Source organism: Acinetobacter sp. BIGb0196 (genome assembly GCF_011759595.1).
In the GTDB taxonomy this organism is placed as follows: Bacteria; Pseudomonadota; Gammaproteobacteria; order Pseudomonadales; family Moraxellaceae; genus Acinetobacter; species Acinetobacter guillouiae.
Window position 1 is genome coordinate 2,668,084 of record NZ_JAAOZA010000001.1, and the last position, 19,877, is coordinate 2,687,960.

General features: G+C 41.5%; 11 protein-coding genes. 1 reads left to right on the forward strand and 10 read right to left on the reverse strand.

From position 1 onward, the window contains the following. Positions 1-64: 64 nt before the first annotated feature. The 10 genes from FHR28_RS12245 to FHR28_RS12290 form a co-directional block, all read right to left on the reverse strand. Positions 65-3,649: a type VI secretion system Vgr family protein gene (locus tag FHR28_RS12245; RefSeq protein ID WP_166782681.1), complete on the reverse strand. Its 3,585-nt coding sequence runs from the start codon at positions 3,647-3,649 to the stop codon at positions 65-67. 545 nt (positions 3,650-4,194) lie between these two features. Continuing rightward, on the reverse strand, positions 4,195-6,396 hold the full coding sequence (locus FHR28_RS12250; RefSeq protein WP_166782682.1) for a TonB-dependent receptor: 2,202 nt from the start codon (positions 6,394-6,396) through the stop codon (positions 4,195-4,197). Positions 6,397-6,544: 148 nt separating this feature from the next. Continuing rightward, a complete protein-coding gene (locus FHR28_RS12255) occupies positions 6,545-7,168 on the reverse strand; it encodes a GNAT family N-acetyltransferase (RefSeq protein ID WP_105712979.1) in 624 nt (207 codons plus the stop codon). A 21-nt stretch (positions 7,169-7,189) separates the two neighbouring features. Next, positions 7,190-7,816, reverse strand: coding sequence for an RraA family protein (locus tag FHR28_RS12260; protein WP_166782683.1), 627 nt, complete (start codon positions 7,814-7,816; stop codon positions 7,190-7,192). Then, complete coding sequence (locus tag FHR28_RS12265; RefSeq protein WP_166782684.1) at positions 7,801-8,679, reverse strand: (2Fe-2S)-binding protein; 879 nt, start codon at positions 8,677-8,679, stop codon at positions 7,801-7,803. The genes FHR28_RS12260 and FHR28_RS12265 overlap by 16 nt, the downstream gene beginning before the upstream one ends. After that, positions 8,657-10,567, reverse strand: coding sequence for an IucA/IucC family protein (locus FHR28_RS12270; protein ID WP_166782685.1), 1,911 nt, complete (start codon positions 10,565-10,567; stop codon positions 8,657-8,659). The genes FHR28_RS12265 and FHR28_RS12270 overlap by 23 nt, the downstream gene beginning before the upstream one ends. Positions 10,568-10,579: 12 nt before the next feature. Beyond that, positions 10,580-12,415, reverse strand: coding sequence for an IucA/IucC family protein (locus tag FHR28_RS12275; RefSeq protein WP_166782686.1), 1,836 nt, complete (start codon positions 12,413-12,415; stop codon positions 10,580-10,582). A gap of 11 nt (positions 12,416-12,426) precedes the next feature. Beyond that, positions 12,427-13,878 carry a DHA2 family efflux MFS transporter permease subunit gene (locus FHR28_RS12280; RefSeq protein ID WP_166782687.1) on the reverse strand — a complete coding sequence of 484 codons (1,452 nt, stop codon included), beginning with the start codon at positions 13,876-13,878 and terminating at the stop codon, positions 12,427-12,429. 15 nt (positions 13,879-13,893) lie between these two features. Continuing rightward, a complete protein-coding gene (locus FHR28_RS12285; RefSeq protein ID WP_166782688.1) occupies positions 13,894-15,291 on the reverse strand; it encodes a lysine N(6)-hydroxylase/L-ornithine N(5)-oxygenase family protein in 1,398 nt (465 codons plus the stop codon). Beyond that, positions 15,284-17,074 (reverse strand): IucA/IucC family protein, encoded by a 1,791-nt coding sequence (locus tag FHR28_RS12290; RefSeq protein WP_166782689.1) that lies wholly within the window; start codon positions 17,072-17,074, stop codon positions 15,284-15,286. The genes FHR28_RS12285 and FHR28_RS12290 overlap by 8 nt, the downstream gene beginning before the upstream one ends. 544 nt (positions 17,075-17,618) lie before the next feature. Between FHR28_RS12290 and FHR28_RS12295 the strand changes: the two genes are divergently transcribed. Then, positions 17,619-19,847 carry a TonB-dependent receptor gene (locus tag FHR28_RS12295; protein ID WP_166782690.1) on the forward strand — a complete coding sequence of 743 codons (2,229 nt, stop codon included), beginning with the start codon at positions 17,619-17,621 and terminating at the stop codon, positions 19,845-19,847. Positions 19,848-19,877: the final 30 nt, after the last annotated feature.

The window sequence follows — 19,877 nt, forward strand, 5'->3', positions numbered from 1 at the left end:
TAACCTTAATACGTTCTAATTTTTAATTTAATTTCAATCAATTAAAATTCAAAAAAATGTTCAATTATTTATTTCGCGCGTTATATACATCTGGTTGTTCAGCAGCCGTTTTCCGCACAGTCACTTGTTTGGTGACATAACGAGACTCTTCCAGATCCATCCGTACCACATCCTTATCCATATCATAAATCGACTGCGGTTTTCTCACTTCGACAGGTGCTGTCGCTTGTGGAGTCTGTTGAGTCAAAATTGGCGCAGGCTGACTGACTTGTTGAGGAATATTTTGTGGGATCGTAGGTACTGATGCATCGCCTTTTCGAGTGGTAATGCTATAGGTTAAGAAGCGAGAGAAATATTCATCTTTTTTAATAAAATCATCCACTACTTTCACTGGGGCATCTAGCCCATTTTGAGCAGCGCCAAATGACTCTGCAACAAAACCTTGACCCAGTGACGACCCAAATCCTGTTCCAGCAGTTAAATTAGAAACCAAACCGCTGGTCTGTTGAGCAAACAATGCTGAGGCTTGGTCTTTAAAGAAATCGATGCCTTGATCTTTAATGTTTTGTAGGGATTGACTTGGATTAGCAATCATCTGTCCCACATTCATCATCTGTGACGGAGATAAATTTAAATTCAATGCTGAAGAGACTGAACCTAATGCACTTTGAGTAAATTGTTCTTTAAATTGTCCCAAGCTTTGTGTGCCTAAGTCTTTTAAAGCATTTTTGCCCATATCTTTCAATGAGTCAGCATTCAAAGAGAATAAATTGTTTTTGAGTTGGGACATCATATTTTGTCCCACTGAATTTAATGCATTTTGTGCAAAACTTGTGGCACCACCGACCACTTCTTCTGACCAAGTATAATCACGATTAAAATGACTTGCTTTATCCCATGCACTCCGTGGATCAGTTTCAAATTCAACTTTGGCAGGGCCAGGTGCAATACCTGTCACTTGGGCAAAACCATTGCCATCCAGCTTGCCAGACACTTGCTTGCCAAATGAGTCAATTACTTTAAAGCCGGTTTGTTTAAAGAAGTCTTGTCCACCATAGCTTTTTAATAAGTCGAGCGCGCCTTTGAGCGGATTCGATGGGGGCAGTTGTGCTGATTTACTCACACTGGCACCCGGCTTAAATGTGTGCTGCCCAGCATTCACCTCAAACTTACCGCCTGTTTTGGGGAAAATCCCTGAGCCATTTAGGGCAATCTGTGATGAACCACCAGTAATCAACACTTCTTTTGGACTACTGATTTCTATCCGATCTTCTGTAGATGATATGGTAATCCCCAGTTTAGCAAATACATCTAAAGCGTCTGACTGTGCTTGAATTTCAACTTTACTTTGCGCGGCAATGGCTTTAATACCACCTTGTGCAGCAAATAGGCTCACTTTGCCTAAAGCTTGTCCCAAAAGATTCTTTTGGGTACTGAGGTTAATACTATCGCCCGCCGTATGGTTAATGATGCCTGTGGCTGAAAGATGGATATCTTCAGGGGTACTTAAGGCAATCCCATCAACAGAACTGAGTAACATGATGGCTTTTTTATACTTGGCAACATCTTTTTCAATTTCTTCTGCAAAAGCTTTGAGTTGCTCAATCGATTCTATTTCATCCGTCTTTTGATTCTTGGCAATATCACTTAAAGCTTTACTGTTGGTCTGACTGCCTTCAAGTTGCTTTTTGGCAAGCTCTGAATCAAGGTGATCACCTTTAGCTTGGTCTTGTTTATAGGTTGAAAGTAGTAAGCCTTGCCCTGCCCGAACTGCTCCCCATTGGTCAGTTCTCAGCTCAAAGCCTTCACCACGATCATCACTTTCTGCTTTGTCTTTAGGATGACTCAGTTTGCCCAAGTTGAGTTGGCTGGCCCCATGACTACTCTGTAACTGGCTGCTGATTTGGCCAGTAGTATCGTCAAACCTCAGTTGATTGTAGCCACTGCCTTGATACTCTCGACTTTTTATTCCTGCCAGTTTCTTGGTGTCAGGCAGTTTGCCTTTGTCATCAAACTTACTTGGATGACGTTGCGCTTCATGGATGCGCCCAACCACAAATGGACGGTCAATGTTGCTATCAAAGAAGTCAATCACGACAATCTCACCGATTCTCGGTAAGAATCGCGCCCCATAGCCTTCACCAGCCCATGGGGTCAGGACATCGACCCAAGCTGAATCTGTGTCATTGTCATTAGAACCCGCACCGCCATCATGGGTATTGTCTTCATTACGGCTAAACAGGAAGCGAACTTTAATACGCCCCCATTCATCGACATGGATTTCTTCTCCGCTTGGCCCCACCACTTTGGCCCGTTGTGCTGATGCAATCGGTCGGTGTTGTAATGGGTTATAGGCTGGAACCGTGCTGATGTTACGACGTTGAATGGTTAAATTACTGGCTTGACGTTCATCACTCGTGTTGCTGGTGATTTGGGTGGCTTGCCAATTGCTTTGTTGAACTAAAGCGGTGACTTGATCAGTGAGATCTTTGGGTAAGTTATTTTGGTTATAAAAGCTTTTAGCCGTGATTAAAAATTCTTTGTCTGCACCTGAGTGTTGATCTATCTCAGGGTGTTCATTCAGTTCAAACCAATAACCAACATGTGCATCGCGCACAGTTGACGTTGCTGTAAATTGTTTGGCTTGTGAATCATAATAGTTACTGAGGTTTTGATTAAACTTTTCAATCTGACTGTTGCCCGATGGCGTTGCGCCATCTTCACCATTAAGGTCTTGAATCCATGCAGGGCTAAAGTGCCATGCTTGTTCTAAAGCTAGACTGGCATTGTCATAATTTTCACTATGGCTGTGCTTACTTTGGACACTGCCAGCGCCTTCATCAATATCCAGTACATCAGCTTGCCAACGCTGGATATGCACTGAAGTCGGTTGAATGGAACGCTGACCAATAAAATTGGTAATTGAATCAGTTTTTTCTACGGCGCTGCTTCTATGGAAGCGAATATTGCGGCGTTCTAGGGCACTAAATTGCGAATTGTCATCAATTAAACGGAGCTTTTGTGCTTGGATTTGTTCTGTTGAGCTCGACACTTTAAGTTGTGCTTCATCGATCAGCCAGTTAATCCCTTCACTTCTCATCAAACGGGTCAGGAAGTCAAAGTCACTTTCAGATGCCTGCATAATGAATGGACGCACATCATAGTCTTTGCTCAGTCCACTCTTATCTAAACTTAGACTTGAAGCAAACAGCGGGCTGCGTTGTGTCCATTCTTGCAATACGGTTTGGATCACATCCACAACCGACTTATTCATAAATACTCGAGAGTTTCTACGGTGTTTCCAAAGTGCTGTTGGGTCTTCTACAGTCAAACGATAGATAGTAAGAGAACCATCAGATGCGCCAATATCGGCTTGGGTCACAATCCCTGAAATACGGGTTAACTCAGATTTATCTGTGACAATATCAATCGCAGCTTGCGTTCCAATAAAGCTTTTTAAAGGGATAGTTGCTGACGTTGCAAGACAGATGAGTTGGAGCCGAACACCCTCATTGATTTGATGTGTTCCATCGATACGTTGTAGGAATACTTGCTGGCTCAACGCCGAATTAGAAAATTGTACGTGAATCGCACGTTTTTGTGCTGATAAGCCAAGCTGCTCCAAAGCAGCGTAAATATTGTTAGACATGCATTATTATTTAATTCTAAATTGTGATCAATTGTACTAAAAAATTTAGGGCTTTGTCTATACAGACCAGTCTATCTTATGATTAATATTTAAGCAAAACTGCATCTATTTTTATTATAACTCATATAAAAGATAAAAATTTCTCATTGTTTTATCAAATATTTATTTAAAAATACGCCCTTGCTTAAAACACGATTATCACACTGAGCTGATGTTTGATTATCTTTATTTCGATTCGGTCAATTCACATAATGCGTTTTAAACAGTATGGGGAAACTAAACAGCTTTGAACCAAAATTAGGACGATACAACATGTATTCATTGAATTTTTATTCATTTTAAATTGTGCAACGACAACTCAAATAGAATAGACCTCTACAAACATGGCTAAAAAATCCGCTAAATAGCTTATCCATTCTATTGTTTTAAATTTTTGACGACACTTGATACTTATCTTTGGTTAAGAATTTGTTTTATATAAATAATAAAAAAGCTGGTGATAAGTGAGAATTAAACACTCAGCACCAGCTTTTAGCTAACATCAATTAATAATTAAAAGTATAACTCAAACCAAAGGTCCGCCCTTGTGCCCGCATACTAGACACAGGGGAAAAGGTAATTTCTGACTGCTGGCTATACACAGTGCGATAGTCTTTATTCCACACGTTATAAATTCCAAAATCCACCCGCCCCTTATACGCAGGGAAATTCACTAGGGTATCCATAATCGCATAACCCTTTATTTTTGCAGCACGGTTTGGAACCACCTTATCACTGTTCACTGCAACCTTATCATCTTCAAATGCTTTGTCAGTTCCTTTTACAGCAAGCATCTGTACACGGAATCCATAACCATCATCACTATTCCACTCACCAAAAATAGTTCCCTTAGTTGGAGATACCTGATAAGCATTTAACTCACGCCAATTACCAGCCGCATCCTTATATTGTCCACGGGTGTAAGCCAACGTACCACCAATTTTAAAATCATCCAGAATTGGATATGCCGCAGTCATTTCAGCACCGTAAACACGCTGATCAGTATCAGCAATATTGACTGAACGGTCCGCATTGAACTGAATGACTTTATCAGATGTGTTATAAAAGCCAGTAATTCCTAAATCAAGTTTTTGATCATCTTGCAGACGCCAACCCAGTTCATAACTATTGACGGTTAGTGGTTCTATATTCGCAGTTGAAACGGTCAGAATTGAGACATCACGCAACATCCGTAATACATCTGGATAACTAAATCCTTGAGAGAAATTGGCAAATAATTGCTGATTATCAGTAAGTCTATAAACTGCGCCTAAATTAAACAAAAACTTGTCAGCATTTGTTGAATCACTCGCTACGCTTTGTGTTTGTCTAGAAGGTGTATAAGCGTCTGTATCTGCCTTAATATATTGATAGCGCGTTCCCGCTTGTAGATTAAAGCGATCCGTTAATTGATAATCTGCCTGTAAAAAAGCACCGATATTTTGAATGACAGTATCTGGACCTGCATCTAGCCTTCTACCAGTATCCTTGTAAACCATACCGTTATTGCTGACAGACAATACGTCATAATGCTGAGTATCTTTTTCCCGGTCATAATCCAGACCATAGGTCAGATTAAGATCACGCGCTGCAAGCTTAAAATCAGACTGAACTGTGGACCGCATTCCTGCCACATCAACCGTATATTGCGATTGATTTACCGTCGCGCCACCAGCATAAACTGGGAAAAAACGTCCTTTTTCATTTCTATAATAGGCTTCCAAATTTACCGTCTGCCCCCATACATCCTGATTTTGATATTGGGTATTAAAGGCATAACGATCCGTAAATGGCTGATTACTTAATTCCAGTCCCTTGATTGCTCGTTCAGACTGTGGCCCTTTAGCAATGGTATAGTTCGGTCCATAATCAGGTAGATAACGAGTATCCTGCTTATCCTTATAATACTGCGCACCAAAACTCAAGCTTTGTGTGTCAGTCAAATTAAAATTCAGGCGCCCATTTATGTCTAGTGTATCTGTATCATTACGGCTAGTCTGATTGGGTTCAGTTGCGATTCGATCCCCATTCGCATCAAATAATGATCCTCGACTGGTATAGTTCGCACCAAGAAAACCATCCATTTTATCATTGCTGAAAGAAACGCTCTGACCCGCTTCATAAGCCAGGCCATCTCCTCGGAAATTATCAGCAGAGGTTATCCCTAATTTCGTCTCAAAACTCAGTGGTTTCGATTTGTCAGCACGTTTGGTAATGATATTAATAATCCCACCCGTTGCGCCAGAACCATAGATACTGGTTGCCCCAGAAATAACCTCAATCCTTTCAATCATCCCCGGACTAATACTGTTCAATTGGCGCGCAGGATCACGCGATCCCGTCTGAGATACACCATCAATCATCACCAGTACCGTTCTGCCTCGCATGGTCTGGCCATAATTACTTCCAGTACCACTAGACGGCGCCAGTGAAGGAACCAGTTGAGCAAGAACATCTGCTACTTTTCGCCCTGCCCCAGCCTGTTTTTGTACCTCTGCTCCGCTAATGTTCTGTACAGTCCCTGCAATATCTGCAATGCTTTTTTCTGATCGTGTTGCTGTAATAACGATCTGTGGCAATTTCTGGACAGATTCCTGTTGTTGAGCATTGCTAACTGGTGTCTGATTATTCGAGGTTTCATCCTGTGCATATAACTGACTACAGATTGCAATAGATAAAACACATAAGCTGAATTGGGAAAGGCGCATCCTGTTTCCTCAGTTGTAGGCCTGAATTTTAGTGCTAATAATAATCATTATTATTACCGATGTAAAACATAATATTCCGATGGTGTATATCAAACCTGTTCTGGCATATTCGAGATAAAAAACAATTAAGTTGTTGATTTATTATATTTTACTGTACTCTTATTTCTGTTTCATTTAGTCCATCACCTTGCCGATAACGTCCACAGCGTGAGTAAAATTCATTTCGATAACAATGATATAGAACTGCTGTTTTTTCCAACATCTTTATTTTTTTCTGCGCTTGGTAAGCAATATCTTCTGCAATATAGGCATAAGATTTTACATTTTCATCCGGCTCACCCACAATTTTACTGGCAGCTGAATTTTCAAAAATAAAATAACTCATCATGCGCATGACAGCTCTGAAATGTCCTTGCCCAAGCACATGTTTTTCACCGAGTAAAATATGCCAGCCCAGATCAGAGTCATCAGCATCATAATAAAGTGCCAGTCGATCGCGCTTGGCTTCATATATCTCAAGATAACCGACATCTGTATGTTCAATCGTAATAATAAATAAACGCTGATGATCATCACAAATCATCTTTTCAAAATAAACGGCCAGTTCAAGCTCTGGTTTATTCAGCTGCCACTGCGGAATCACATGAGGTTCATGCATCCATTTATACAATAATGGAAAATCCTGCGGAAGTTGCACAGCCCTTAATCCATAAGCTATTCCTCTTTCCTCGTAATGGAACTCATCCAACAGCTGTGAAGATAATGTCATCATAAATATTTACTCAATTCAATTTCATGCAGATGCAGTAAAGTGATAATAATCCTGTGCTGAATGTTCGCTGAAAAACTGGTCCCGTTTCTGCCGTTCTTGGATTTCCATTTGCTGAAACTGCTCGAGATGATGACGGGCAATATCTGGACTCAAAATAAACACACCATCGGCATCTCCCACCATTAAGTCGCCAGAGGAAATACAGGTATCTCCCATCTGTATTTGCTGGTCAAACTCCACCACACACTCTCCCTGCTGACGTGTAGTCAGACAACTGACCGATGAAGCAAAAACGGGGACCTTCATGTTTCTTAAAGCAGTTACATCCGTTACTGCACCCAATATGATTACAGCGGCAAGCTGATGATATATGGCAGCGCGATGTCGCTGTTCTCCCCAGCAGGCACGATGTTCCAGCCGACGTGCATCAATGACCAGTACATCACCCGGCTGACTGTTCAGCAAAGCCTGACGCAGTGCCATACCATTGACTGAATGCACTGTAGCCGTACGCACCCGACCCACAGCATGCCCAATCTGGTTAATCGCATGAATCTGTGGTAAATGCCCTTGGTCCAGTACATGACCAATGGTTGAGCTGGCAATATCTGCATAACTCTGGATTAAATTATTTAACTGCTCTTGCATGAGTATTGACCTCTGTGTTCATCCTGTCTTAGTAATGGACAGCTTGCACAATATTCTTTCTGTGCTTCAGGTAACTGAAAATAAAAGCAGCATTTTTTACGTTGATAGGTCGTGGACGATTGCTGCCGACTCTGATCCAGTAAATAAAATGGGTTTTGTTTTAGGCCCAGATCAGCTGCAGGCAAATCTATCAAAAACTGCCGTTGATACTGGATACGGCTGAGTAAAGCTTGGTTACCCCCTTTTCTGTTCATCATGTCGTAAAATTGCAGAATTCGTAATGCAGTATTTTCCCACAACAAAAATTTCTGTACTTTCCCTGTACGGGCAAGGACATCAAATAACTTTTTCAGGTCATCCAGTATGAATCGCACATATCCTTCAAAAGATTGCTGTTTTCTACTGACGCCATGCTGTAATTGGGGCAGATTAATCAGATGCAGTGTTCTGTCCCAATACCAGTCAGGAGGCAATCCTGTGGAAATACAGGATAAGTCCCATGGCAAATCAATATCCTCAGAAGTCAGTGCGTAAAAATATGGGAATAACAGAGGGACAGCCCAGTATTTAATGAACATGGATGTAGCGCAGGTTAAATTCACTGCATCCACGCGAGAACCAAAATCATTTAATGCTATCAAACATGCAGAGGGATTTAGCAGATCAGTAAAACTCAGTATCTGCTGCCCCTCTACAGGCAGTACATCAAATTGAATATTCAGGCGTTCAGCCAGCAACTGCCTAAGTACTGATATATCAGATTTTGTCATTTTAAAATCAGACCCAATATTCAATACTGCAATCTTTGACTGCACACCTGAGTTTTCTCTATTCATGAAATTAAACAACACTCCTGAATACATTCGGCACAGTTCCCATACTGCTTGGCATACTTCCCACCCTATTATCTTGTTCAAGTAGTGGGCGGATCAGTTGCTTATATGGCCACAACTCACTATCAAATAGGATATGCTTTAATTCAGCTCGGGCCGTATCCGTAAATGGCACATCATCCAGTGCTTGCTGTAACTGCTGAGCCAATACACGCCATAAATCCGCCGAGTCAATCTGATAGAACTCTGCAACAGTTTCCAAGATACTGGCCAGATTGACCTGTATACCGAGTGTCTGTAGATAGAGAATCAAACTTTCCACGCTGTCGTGGTACAACGTAATACGAAAATCATGTGGACTCAGGTACTCAGGATCAGGCAAGCCCTGCTGCTGCATCCATGGCTGATAAATACGGACAGAATCATGGTCGCGGAGCATGAAACCAGCGAACTGCCCATGTTCCAGTACAATACAGATATTCTGACCATGAATTTCGCCCATCAGACCAAGACGGAACAGGCGCAAATTTACCTCAAAGAAATCACGACATAATGCAGCAAAAATATTGCAGATATGCAGTGGTGTAACAGTTAAATTCTGCCATTTTAGAATCAGATCAAATACACATCCCCGCCCATCCATCAGTTGCCCTAAGCTAGCCATAGGAATAATCTGATAAGGTGCTTGTAACAACTCAGCAGGAATCCTTCGGCGCTGTGCTGCGAGATGCATCGGACGTTCATTGAACAGCATTAAATTATCTGGCGTTAAATTATCCTGCTGCTCCGGAAGATAAGCCCACCATTGATTTTCATCGCATAACCACAGACGTCTTTTCAATACCTCATCTTTTTGCTTAGCGAGCTGTAACAGTTGCTGATTCTTTTGCCCATTGATCATTTTGACAATCGGTAAAAAACGCAATGAACCCAAAGACTTAACTGCAAGTGGTAATTTTAGACTATCCTGTGGCTGTGACGCTGAAAGAAGGCTTCTTAGTGACGAACTGGCGTACCAGCCGCTGGACTGAAACGCTAAGGGGATAATGTCCTTATGTTGCAACTCTTCAGAAAATTTGTCAGACAGCACATGCTTGAACTGCCACGCATGTAAGGGAATCGCCAAATAACTATCCCCCAGCGCTTTTTCATCACACTCCTGTTTCAACATCAGGAACTGTTCCGCGTTCAGAAAAATACGAGCAGGTTGCTGCCTGCTGATCTCAGTAACATCCTTCCCATAGACCAACTTTTCTCTATTTACTGCAACCCAGTGAACATTCATATCCTGAGCAAATTCAGGACTGAAATACTGATATTCATCGGAACTAAAACCGTCCTTTAACTTGGCCAACGGATGATAAGGGCGATCCCGCAAAGCGGCATACTGCTCCAGCTGTATAAATAAGTCTGCGGGATGCTGCGTTAACCACTCTGAGGAGGACAACTGATGTTGCTGAGACAATTCTGCATGCAACATTGCCTGTTTTAAATCTGCACGAAAATCTGCCAGTTTTGATGCATCAGCAGAGTTGAAGCAGTGTAATTGCTGCATGAAGTCAAATAACTGCAATGCACTTAATTTCTGAACATGATAACCCTGTGCTTCGTCCATGCTAAGCTTATAGATCGATGCTCCAACATGCATCTGCCAACGCTGTTTCAAACCCTGTTTCAGCGGTAGAATCAAACACTCAGTCTGTGCAGAATTAAATAAAACTGCAAAACACTCCCCAACTGTATAACTGTCGAAAAGTGATTCAAAGCCATGCTGAAATCTTTGTCTGCATAGTCGTTGAGCCTGATCCTTTGTCAGGATCTCCGATTCTGAAATATATTGCTCAGCAAGTAGGCTATTGACCAAATCCATCAATATCTCCTGCCCTGAAACGGCAGGTGAAAATACCATGGTATTCATTCGTTTATCCCCCTAAACAGGCTGACGGAAATGGAACAGAGGGTTATTGACATAACGCATCTGTACATCACCATCACCGAATAAGCGGCGGCGGGTCAGCGATTCAATACAATATTGCTCTGCAAAGACATCAAACACCGCATAGCGTGACTGATGTTCAGGATATTGCTGCTGAAAATCATGAATAATATCTGCTGCTTTTTGCCAGAAGACCTGTTCACTAAAGTCAAGCTGCTGTTGTAGTGTCATGGCGATATCACTCAATGCAACAAAGAATAGACAAGCGCAACTAAAATCCCGTACTGCATTTAGATCATCCGTGAGGATAAATGACATGCGATTGGCTTTCGCATGTTCCGCAGGTAATGCATGCAAGGTCGGAAAAGCTTCTGGATGGGTCAGATGATCAGGACTAAAGCGTACCCCATCATGAAAATCCTTTAAAATGATCCGTACTGGCCAGCCATTACGATGAACTAAAATGATATTCTGCCCATGCGATTCAGTTCCAATTCCTTCAGCAAAGAGTAAATATAGAATTGGTTGAATGACCACAGACAGCAATTGCCCAACCCATGCATCCACACCATACTGATCCAGCCAAGGTGCGATCAGTAACTTCCCATCCTGCTGGACATGACCAATTCCATTCAAAGGAATAGCGTCTTCACCAGATTTTAGATACTGCTGCACACTTTCACGCCACAGACTGGCAATAGTTCCATATGCCTGTTTGGCATGTGATGCAGGCAGACGCGTGAAATCCACTGCTGAGGCATGTACTTCACCAAGAATATCAAAATCCAATTTTTGGGCAATTTCACTGTTCTTTTTTAAACCCTGTAGCCAATCTGTAATTAGCGGCCCATTCATTGCGGTATGCGTTGCCAATATCCGTGAACTTGAGGTATTTGTCAGACTCATGGACATTTTGATATAAGGCTTTTCAGGATGTTGTAAATTGGTCAGTGTTCTCAGTGACTGCTGAGCAATATAGGCATATTCCCCTCGTCCCAGATAAACAATCTTCTGCTCAGCAATTTCCTTAAAGAACACATGCACAATAGTATTTTCCCATTGCCATGGATGAACGGGTAACCAAATATACTCATCTGCATTTTTTTGCTGATCCAAAACCTTTGCAAACTCTTGCTGATCCTGTTCAGTCAACTGCTGCTGCAGGAAATCATCCGCATTTAAATGACTGGATGCGTTATGGGAAAATATGGACTGATGTACTGCAATCCACACCAGATGAATAGGTTGTGCATATTCAACCCCATATTTCAGATTATCCTGCAGATTAAAACCAACTCGAGATTTATAACAAGGATGATAGGGGTGGCCATCCATCAGATAGGTTTCCAGCACATCATAACTATATTGTGCTGCTGGTAATGCATACTCATTCTGGCAATGTTGAGACTGCACATCATGAATAAAAGTTCGCTTCAATTCACTGATAAAACCATCAATCTGGGCTGCCTGTGGAATACTTCTGACGATCTCATCAATCACTAAATTCAACTGTGCAACCGTTTTCTGTCCCTGATGATCTTCACGGATAACATCTGAAGCAGTCATGCGTACCAGTCCAAAACTGAGATGTCGCTGTCCTGCAGCCACGTAACGAACCGACTGCCCTTGTGGATTGATCACCTCTATATAAAAAACACCATCCTCAAATTGGGCTGGAATCACCTCTTCATAAATCAGTGCCTGTAGCAATTGTTTGATCACACGCTGTTCAACTTTCTTCATTGTGACTTGATCAGGCTGTTGCCAAGCCAAAGTGCTTGTATTCACAGAATGTGTGGTCGTGGAAAGTGCTGGATGTAAATTGCCCATTATTTTTACCTTTATTGATTTTGAACCAAAACGTCCGCTTGCTTCTGACTCGGAAACTTCCATGCAGCGGGTAATGCCAACAGCATCACTCCTGCACAGATCAAAAACAGTTCCCGTATTGCATGAATTTGAGCAATTGCGAGTTCAGGTGAATATGAAATATTGTGTGTACGAATTTGCAGATAGAGTGCTGCAATCACAACAGCAATTGCAGCGCAGATCCGGCGCAGTAAGTTATTAACAGCTGCTCCCTGAGTCACCAGTTCCTGATCTTCCAGACTATTTAACCCAGCCGTTGTCGCTGGCATATAGGACAAACCAAATCCCAACCCATGCAAGATCATACAAAACATCAGGGATATAACATGTGTACCAGGAATCAATGCCAGACCAGCAAATGCAGCAACAGTCAACAGAAGACCAAAACAGATTAATTGTCGGGCACCATGTTGATCGAGATATTTACCCGCCCATTGACTACATAGACTGGTGGTCAATGCACTGCTCATCAGGATCAGCCCTGTCCACACTGGACTGAGTTTTAAAGTATTCTGTAACAGTAGTGGGATCAGGAGTAAGGTAATGAACAGTCCGATGGTATGCACAACTGAAATAATGACACTGTAGTTAAAACCACTACTGGTAAACAGTTGCCAGTCAATTAAGGCATTGGGTTTATTACGACTAAACCAAATAAAGCCACAACATGCCGCAATGCCTGTACTGAACAACAGCAGAAACGCAGGTCTTTGGATGTCACTCAACTGCTGGATACCACTCAAACTGAGCAGTAACGCCACAATACCCACAGCAAGCAGTACAAAACCCCTCCAGTCAAAACCTAACAATCTCATATTCGTCTGCTGTGACGGCAACCAACGCAACCCCATCACCAATGCACAGATGGTTAGCGGAACATTCAATAAAAACAACACCTGCCAGTTCCACCATACCAAAACCAGTGCACCCAGCATGGGTCCACATGCCAAAGTCAGCATAATCATGGCACCCCATAGCCCTGTAGCAGTACCCCGCTGCGCACGCGGAGTTACCATAAATATAATTCCCAGAGACAATGGGATCATCAATCCACTTGAAAAGCCTTGTAAGGCACGAACCAGCAGTACAGTTTCAAAATGCTCTGCAAAAGCACCATACAGCGAGCTCAAACCAAAGACTGTCAACGCAGTCAGATATACCTGACGTTTACCAAATCGCTGACTCAAATAACCTGTGAGCAATAGACTCAGGCTCATACTCAGCAGAAAAATAACCATCACCCAACTGACGGCTGTTTCATTGATCTGAAAATCATGCATCAACTGAGGAATAGCGGGGTTAAAACTACTGTTATTTATACTGACGGTGCCAGTCCCCAGCATCACACAGATCATCACCCAACGTTGTAACCCTGAAGATGCAGGATTTTCTGTCTGCAACAGTGGTTGTGGCTGTTCAGCCATCTCCTGTCCCCTGTGTTATTTGCTCATGACTTTTAAATACTGATCATCGGTTTTCCCAGAGGGACGCGGCATGACTGTATTTGTTCGGGAATTATTTATTTGGAATTCAGTCGTCAAGGCCTGACTACCTAGCTGAAAATCCTGAAAGCCTTGTTTTCCGTCTACATCAAAATAGTTTTCTTTCAGAATCTGATTGGCGATCCGTGCGGAACGAAATGCGCCCAATCCCAGATCAGGGGTACCTACGCCATGGTGTTGAAGACTGGTATTTTGAATATAGATCTCACCATCCCCTTGATATTGCAGTTGATGATGCTCACTAATTTTCCAGCGTTGCTGGGTATCTAATACAATCCCGTCATTTAGCTTATTCAGGAACGTCTGTGCAGGATATTGATAACCCGTTGCTGCAATCACTGTACTCGCCCGGAGTTTCAACATCTGCTGCTGCTGAGTCTGTAAAAATTCAAGTTGGATATTATTCGGACCATGTAACTGTGCATTCTCCAACTGATAGTTGCCAGCAATAGTCACACAGGTATCCGGTTGTCCAATACTACGGTGATAAAGGCGCTCATAGATTTCCTGAATGGTTCTGCTACTGATACCCTTATACAAATGGGCTTGTGCAGTTGGCAGAGTATCCTTGAGAGCTTCTGGTAAATGGTAGAAATAACGCATGTAATCTGGACTAAAGCTTTCCAGACCCAATGGTGTATTTTCCATGGGTGAAAAACCTGCGGAGCGGGTCAACCAATACAAATGGAATCGGGGCTTACCTGTTTCTGATGAAATCTGCTGATCAAATAAATCAATAAAAATTTCCGCCGCAGACTGACCAGAGCCAATCAGTACCACATTGCCAGACAGATTATCGGTACACTGCTGTAGATAGCTGGAAGAGTGCAGACAAGAGGCGGTCTGTTCTGAAATGGTTTGTAATGGTTTGGGTAATCGCGGCACCGTTCCCACCCCCAATACCAGTTTACGGGTCTGATGAATGGACAATCGTCCACGCTGTTCAGCAATCACCTGAAAACCTCCAGAGATTGGAGCAACGTCCACCACCCGCTGACCAAAGTGTAGATCATGCAACTGCTGTACGACCCACTGGCAATAATGGTTATATTCTTTGCGTGGAATATACAAATTCTCACGGAAGTAAAACTTATAGAGACGTTGCTGTGCCTTTAAATAGTTCAGAAAACTATAAGGGCTTGTCGGCTCAACCAGACTGACCAAATCAGCCATAAAAGGGACCTGCAACATCGCACCTGGTAGCTGTAATCCTGCGTGCCAATCAAAATTTTCGCGTTTTTCAAAGAAACAATACTTCAATGAAGCATGCTGATTCAGCAACGCAGCAAGACTTAAATTAAAGGGCCCCAGACCAACACCGATGAAATCAAGCATAGTCGGCCTCCTCAATAACTTGTCTAACATAGAGTGGATTTTTTAAATCGACATAGATTGATTGCTGAGAAATATCAGCTTGCAACTCATCCAGTTCATACAGACGTGTCATCATATTGCCTTTATAGGGGAAAGTTTCATGATGCAAAACAGTCTTTAATAAATTGCTTTCAGGATATTTCTGATAGGCCTGCAACAAGTAGGATTGCAGCATTTCAATTAATTGTTGCTCCTGAACGGCGCCAGTCATACCTATGGCATTAATCAGACCAAATAAGGTATTACCAATAAAGTAATAACGGAAACGTTCATCCACCAATGACAATGGGCATACTGCCTGACCATCTGTTGCCAGTGTCGGATAATGTTTCAAAATTTCTGTGGCAAGCTCACGGATATAGTAAAACCCTTGATTATCCCTAAACCATACTGTTTTAGGCATACCCTGTTCCAGTTCAATCAAGGTATTCTGTTGGTGTGCTTCAAAAGCCATTCCATATTCATGATACAACTCCATCAATGGCAGAATGGTCATTTCCAGGAAACGATCAAACCATAGCAAGGCAACTTGTGACTGAGACTGACCTGTTTGTTTTGAAATATCTGCAAAAATTTCACTGAAACGATTTTTTGCCAATACAGGATGATCCTGACACAATGAAGCAATACAAGTCACATCATCACTGACCTTAAATGGATTTTCACGCAGAATACAGATGGTTTCATCCAGTACCTGACCATCAAATTTCAATGCAATCCAAGCAGGATCACTCAAAGCCTGAAGGTTCGGATTTCTCTGCCTGAATTCACTTAGACAATCATCATGCCACAGCTGATAACTCAACAAACCACGGTGGCATTCCTTATACAGATTGACCCGAACTGAATTAGTCACAGCCACAGTCATGGATGCCTTGAACATCCAAGGTGATTGCTCACTGTACAGCGTACGTACTGAAGTTGTTGCTTTGACATCCCAGCCTAGCGCGCCAAAATCAATCAATTTTTCTTCATGTAAAAGCTGTTGATACCAGTCCTTGTCCTTTAAAAAACGTGCCTGCCATGGATGTAAAGGTAACAAGGCATAGTCAGGAAACTGGGCTATTTTTGCTCGGTGATACGCATTGAAATATGGCTCTAAATCATGTTTAAACTGTGTGGGAATATCAATTTTATGCGCATTGTCCGAAGCAATATGTTCTGGGTGCACATATAAAAATTGCATTTTGAAGGTATTCTGTGTTTCAGGTGAAAAAATCTTCCAGTCATCCTGTACAAAACCCTGACGGCTTTTTGGTGAAGGATGCATGCTATGACCAAGTACCAATGCCTGTTCACTCTGAATAAAATTTTGTTGTTTTGCTATAATCTGATCAAAATCTGGTTCACGATGACTGAGAAATTGCTGTAGTGCCCTGTGACTCTGAATCCAACATTCCAGCAATGAAGATGCATCAAGTTGCTGAGCTTTGGATTGTTCAATTAAATTTTCCAGTAGATTTGCCGCAATACTTACAGGGCTGAGTGCCAGATACTGACCTTCTCGCTCGACCCACGGCAAGTCAGCAAAACGGTGTCGCCCCACCTGACTGAAATATTCAATCGGTGCATAAAGAAACCCATTGATTGCGTGCAAAGGGATACTGAGTAAAACTTTACCCTTGCCTCTGTCTGTTAAATGAGGAGATTGTTCTGTTAAAGAGAGAAAACGACCATGACCTGTTTCTTGTAAATATGAGTTCACTAAATGCTGCAAGGCAATTTTATTTGTGATTGATCTCATCAGGATTACTCTGTGGGGGGATAAGTACCTACGGAGAATATCCATGCTTAATTGCAAATACAAATGATAACTATTATTATTTACATTCAATAATAAAAAATTACTCCCACTTAACAACTCTTCATTTTTCTCACACAGTAAAGTCTAATCAAATCACTCAGACTATAAAATTCAACCTTAAATTTCCTAAAATGCTGATCAATGAAAGACAGGATCAGATAAATTTATCTTGATTAAGCGTGATATAAATCACGATTATTTTATAATTTTTAACAAATAGAAAGTTTGCCCTCTTAATACTTTCTTCTCGTTCCTGAATAGAGCGAGAAACAAATTACTAAAAACAAAAAAGCAATTCGCTAGGATCAATTGAAAGAAATGATACAAGCCGAGTAAAAAAAGATTTATGAAAGCAAATCATTATAAATTTAAACTAAATATAAGTGCTTTATTCTGTATTCAGTAGTTTCTGTGAATTACAATCATTCTCAATTATACTTTCGTCAATTTAAAGCAATCTCAGGGTGAGATAAAAGGAAACAAGATGAAAAGCAACAAAATTTTTAATAAGAAGTCTGATGTAAAAAAAATCATTCCACTTATATCAATTGGTGGGTTCATCTTTTTATCACAATCCTCTTTTGCTATTTCACCCACAGAGGCTACAGATACAGAAAACAAAGCTGCGGTGCTTCCAACCATTACTGTCAGCGCATCACGCTCAGATGAATTCTCCTCTTCTGCAAAACAAGTGACCAAATTAGATGAAAAACAAATTGAATTTCTAAAAAATGCGTCTTCTGGAAATATTGCCACTGTTTTAGCCAAAGTTGTGCCTGGTTTATCAGACTCAAGTCGTACAATTACTGATTATGGGCAAACTTTACGCGGACGTAATGCCTTGATCTTGGTTGACGGCGTACCTATGAATTTGACACGTGATACATCAAGAGGTCTTTCATCAATCGACCCTCAAAGTATTACGGGGATAGAAGTCATTCGTGGCAGTAATGCGATTTATGGAAGTGGTGCTGCTGGCGGAACGATTTCAATCACCACCAAAGCAGCGGGCGGTGAACCGACTGCAAAAACTGTGATTGGGCTACAAAGCGCATTGACCAATTTTCGTACAGATGCTTTAAGTGGAGATATCCATCAATATTTTTCTGGAAGCTTAAATAACTTTGACTATGCATTTGATTTTGGCTATCAACGTATTGGTAGTCCATACGATGCCCGAGGCGATCGTGTTGCACCAGAACCAAGTCAAGGTGATTTATTTGATGCGGATACATATAGCGTAGGCGGTAAACTTGGCTATCACATTGATGATAACCAATATCTACAATTTGCAGCAAATTACTATAACGCTGAACAAGACTCTGACTATGCCTCTGACCCAAGTGTAGCAAAACTTCCTGCAGGTAGCGTACCTGCGAAAGCAATCAAAGGGCTTAAATTAAAAGACCAGAATAAAAATGAAAATCAAATCTACAATTTGACCTATAACAATAAAGATTTATTTGGCAGCAAAGTTGACGCGCAAATCTATTACCGAGACTTTTTTACTCGCTTCTCGCCATTTGATGCGCGTCAAGTCAGTACCCGTGGTGGGCAAGTCGATCAGGTTTATCAAAATAATAATGTACTTGGCAGTCGCCTAACCGTAAACACTCCACTAGAATTTTTAGGTGATACGTCAATTGTTTGGGGTGGCGATTTTAGTCGTGAAAAAAGCGAAATGCCTCTAGACACGTTTGATCCTAAAATTTATGACCAATCTGGTGGCTTAGAATTTGTTAAAAATGGAAAACTGATCTATTTACCCGAATTAACCACCCAAAGCATCGGCGGTTTTGCGCAATTAAAGCATAATTTCAATGAGCAATGGTCTGCTGAAGTTGGTACGCGTTATGAAGACAGTTATGCAAAAATTGATAGCTTTGTTCCACTATCACAACTAAGTAAACCAAATCCTTATACTGTTAAGGGTGGTAAAGTAACGGCGGATGCATGGTTATATAATGCCAATGTCACCTTTAAGCCAACAGATCAGCACTCGATTTACGCATCTTTTAATCAAGGTTTCCAATTGCCCGATGTAGGGGTTGTAATCCGTAATGCAACAGCAGGATTTAACTTAGCATCCTCATTCCTTGAACCCGTTAAGGTGGATAATTACGAGCTCGGTTGGAACGGTCATTTTAATAATTTTAGTTCAAGCTTAGCGGTGTTCCAGTCAACTTCAGATCTGGGTGGTGTTCAATCCTTTAACAATGGCTTGATACTGACACGTACCAAAGAAAAAGTGACTGGTGTAGAAGCGACTCTTGATTATCTTGATGATGCAAAAGTATGGGGAACTGGAGGAAGTGTTACATGGATGAAAGGCCGTGAAACCCCACAGAACACCAATAAAGAACAAGACATGACGGGTTACCGTATTCCACCTTTAAAAGTAACAGGATACATTTCTTATAGCCCAACAGACACATGGACAAATCGTTTACAAGCGACATATTTCGCTTCAGAAGATTATCGCTTAAACGGTGTCAACAGTTTTGGTCGTTATGATGTGAAGTCATATACCACTGCAGATTTAATCAGTAGTTTTGCCCTAAACAAAAAAGATACCGTTACGATTGGCTTAGAAAATATGTTTAACCGTAAATATTATCCATTATATAGCCAACTTCTACGTACCAGTAATAACACCAGCCATCTGCTGGCATCAGGTGCAACATTGAAAGTGACTTATAGTCATAAATGGTAAGATTTAATGATAAAGCCTTGTGCTTTTGAA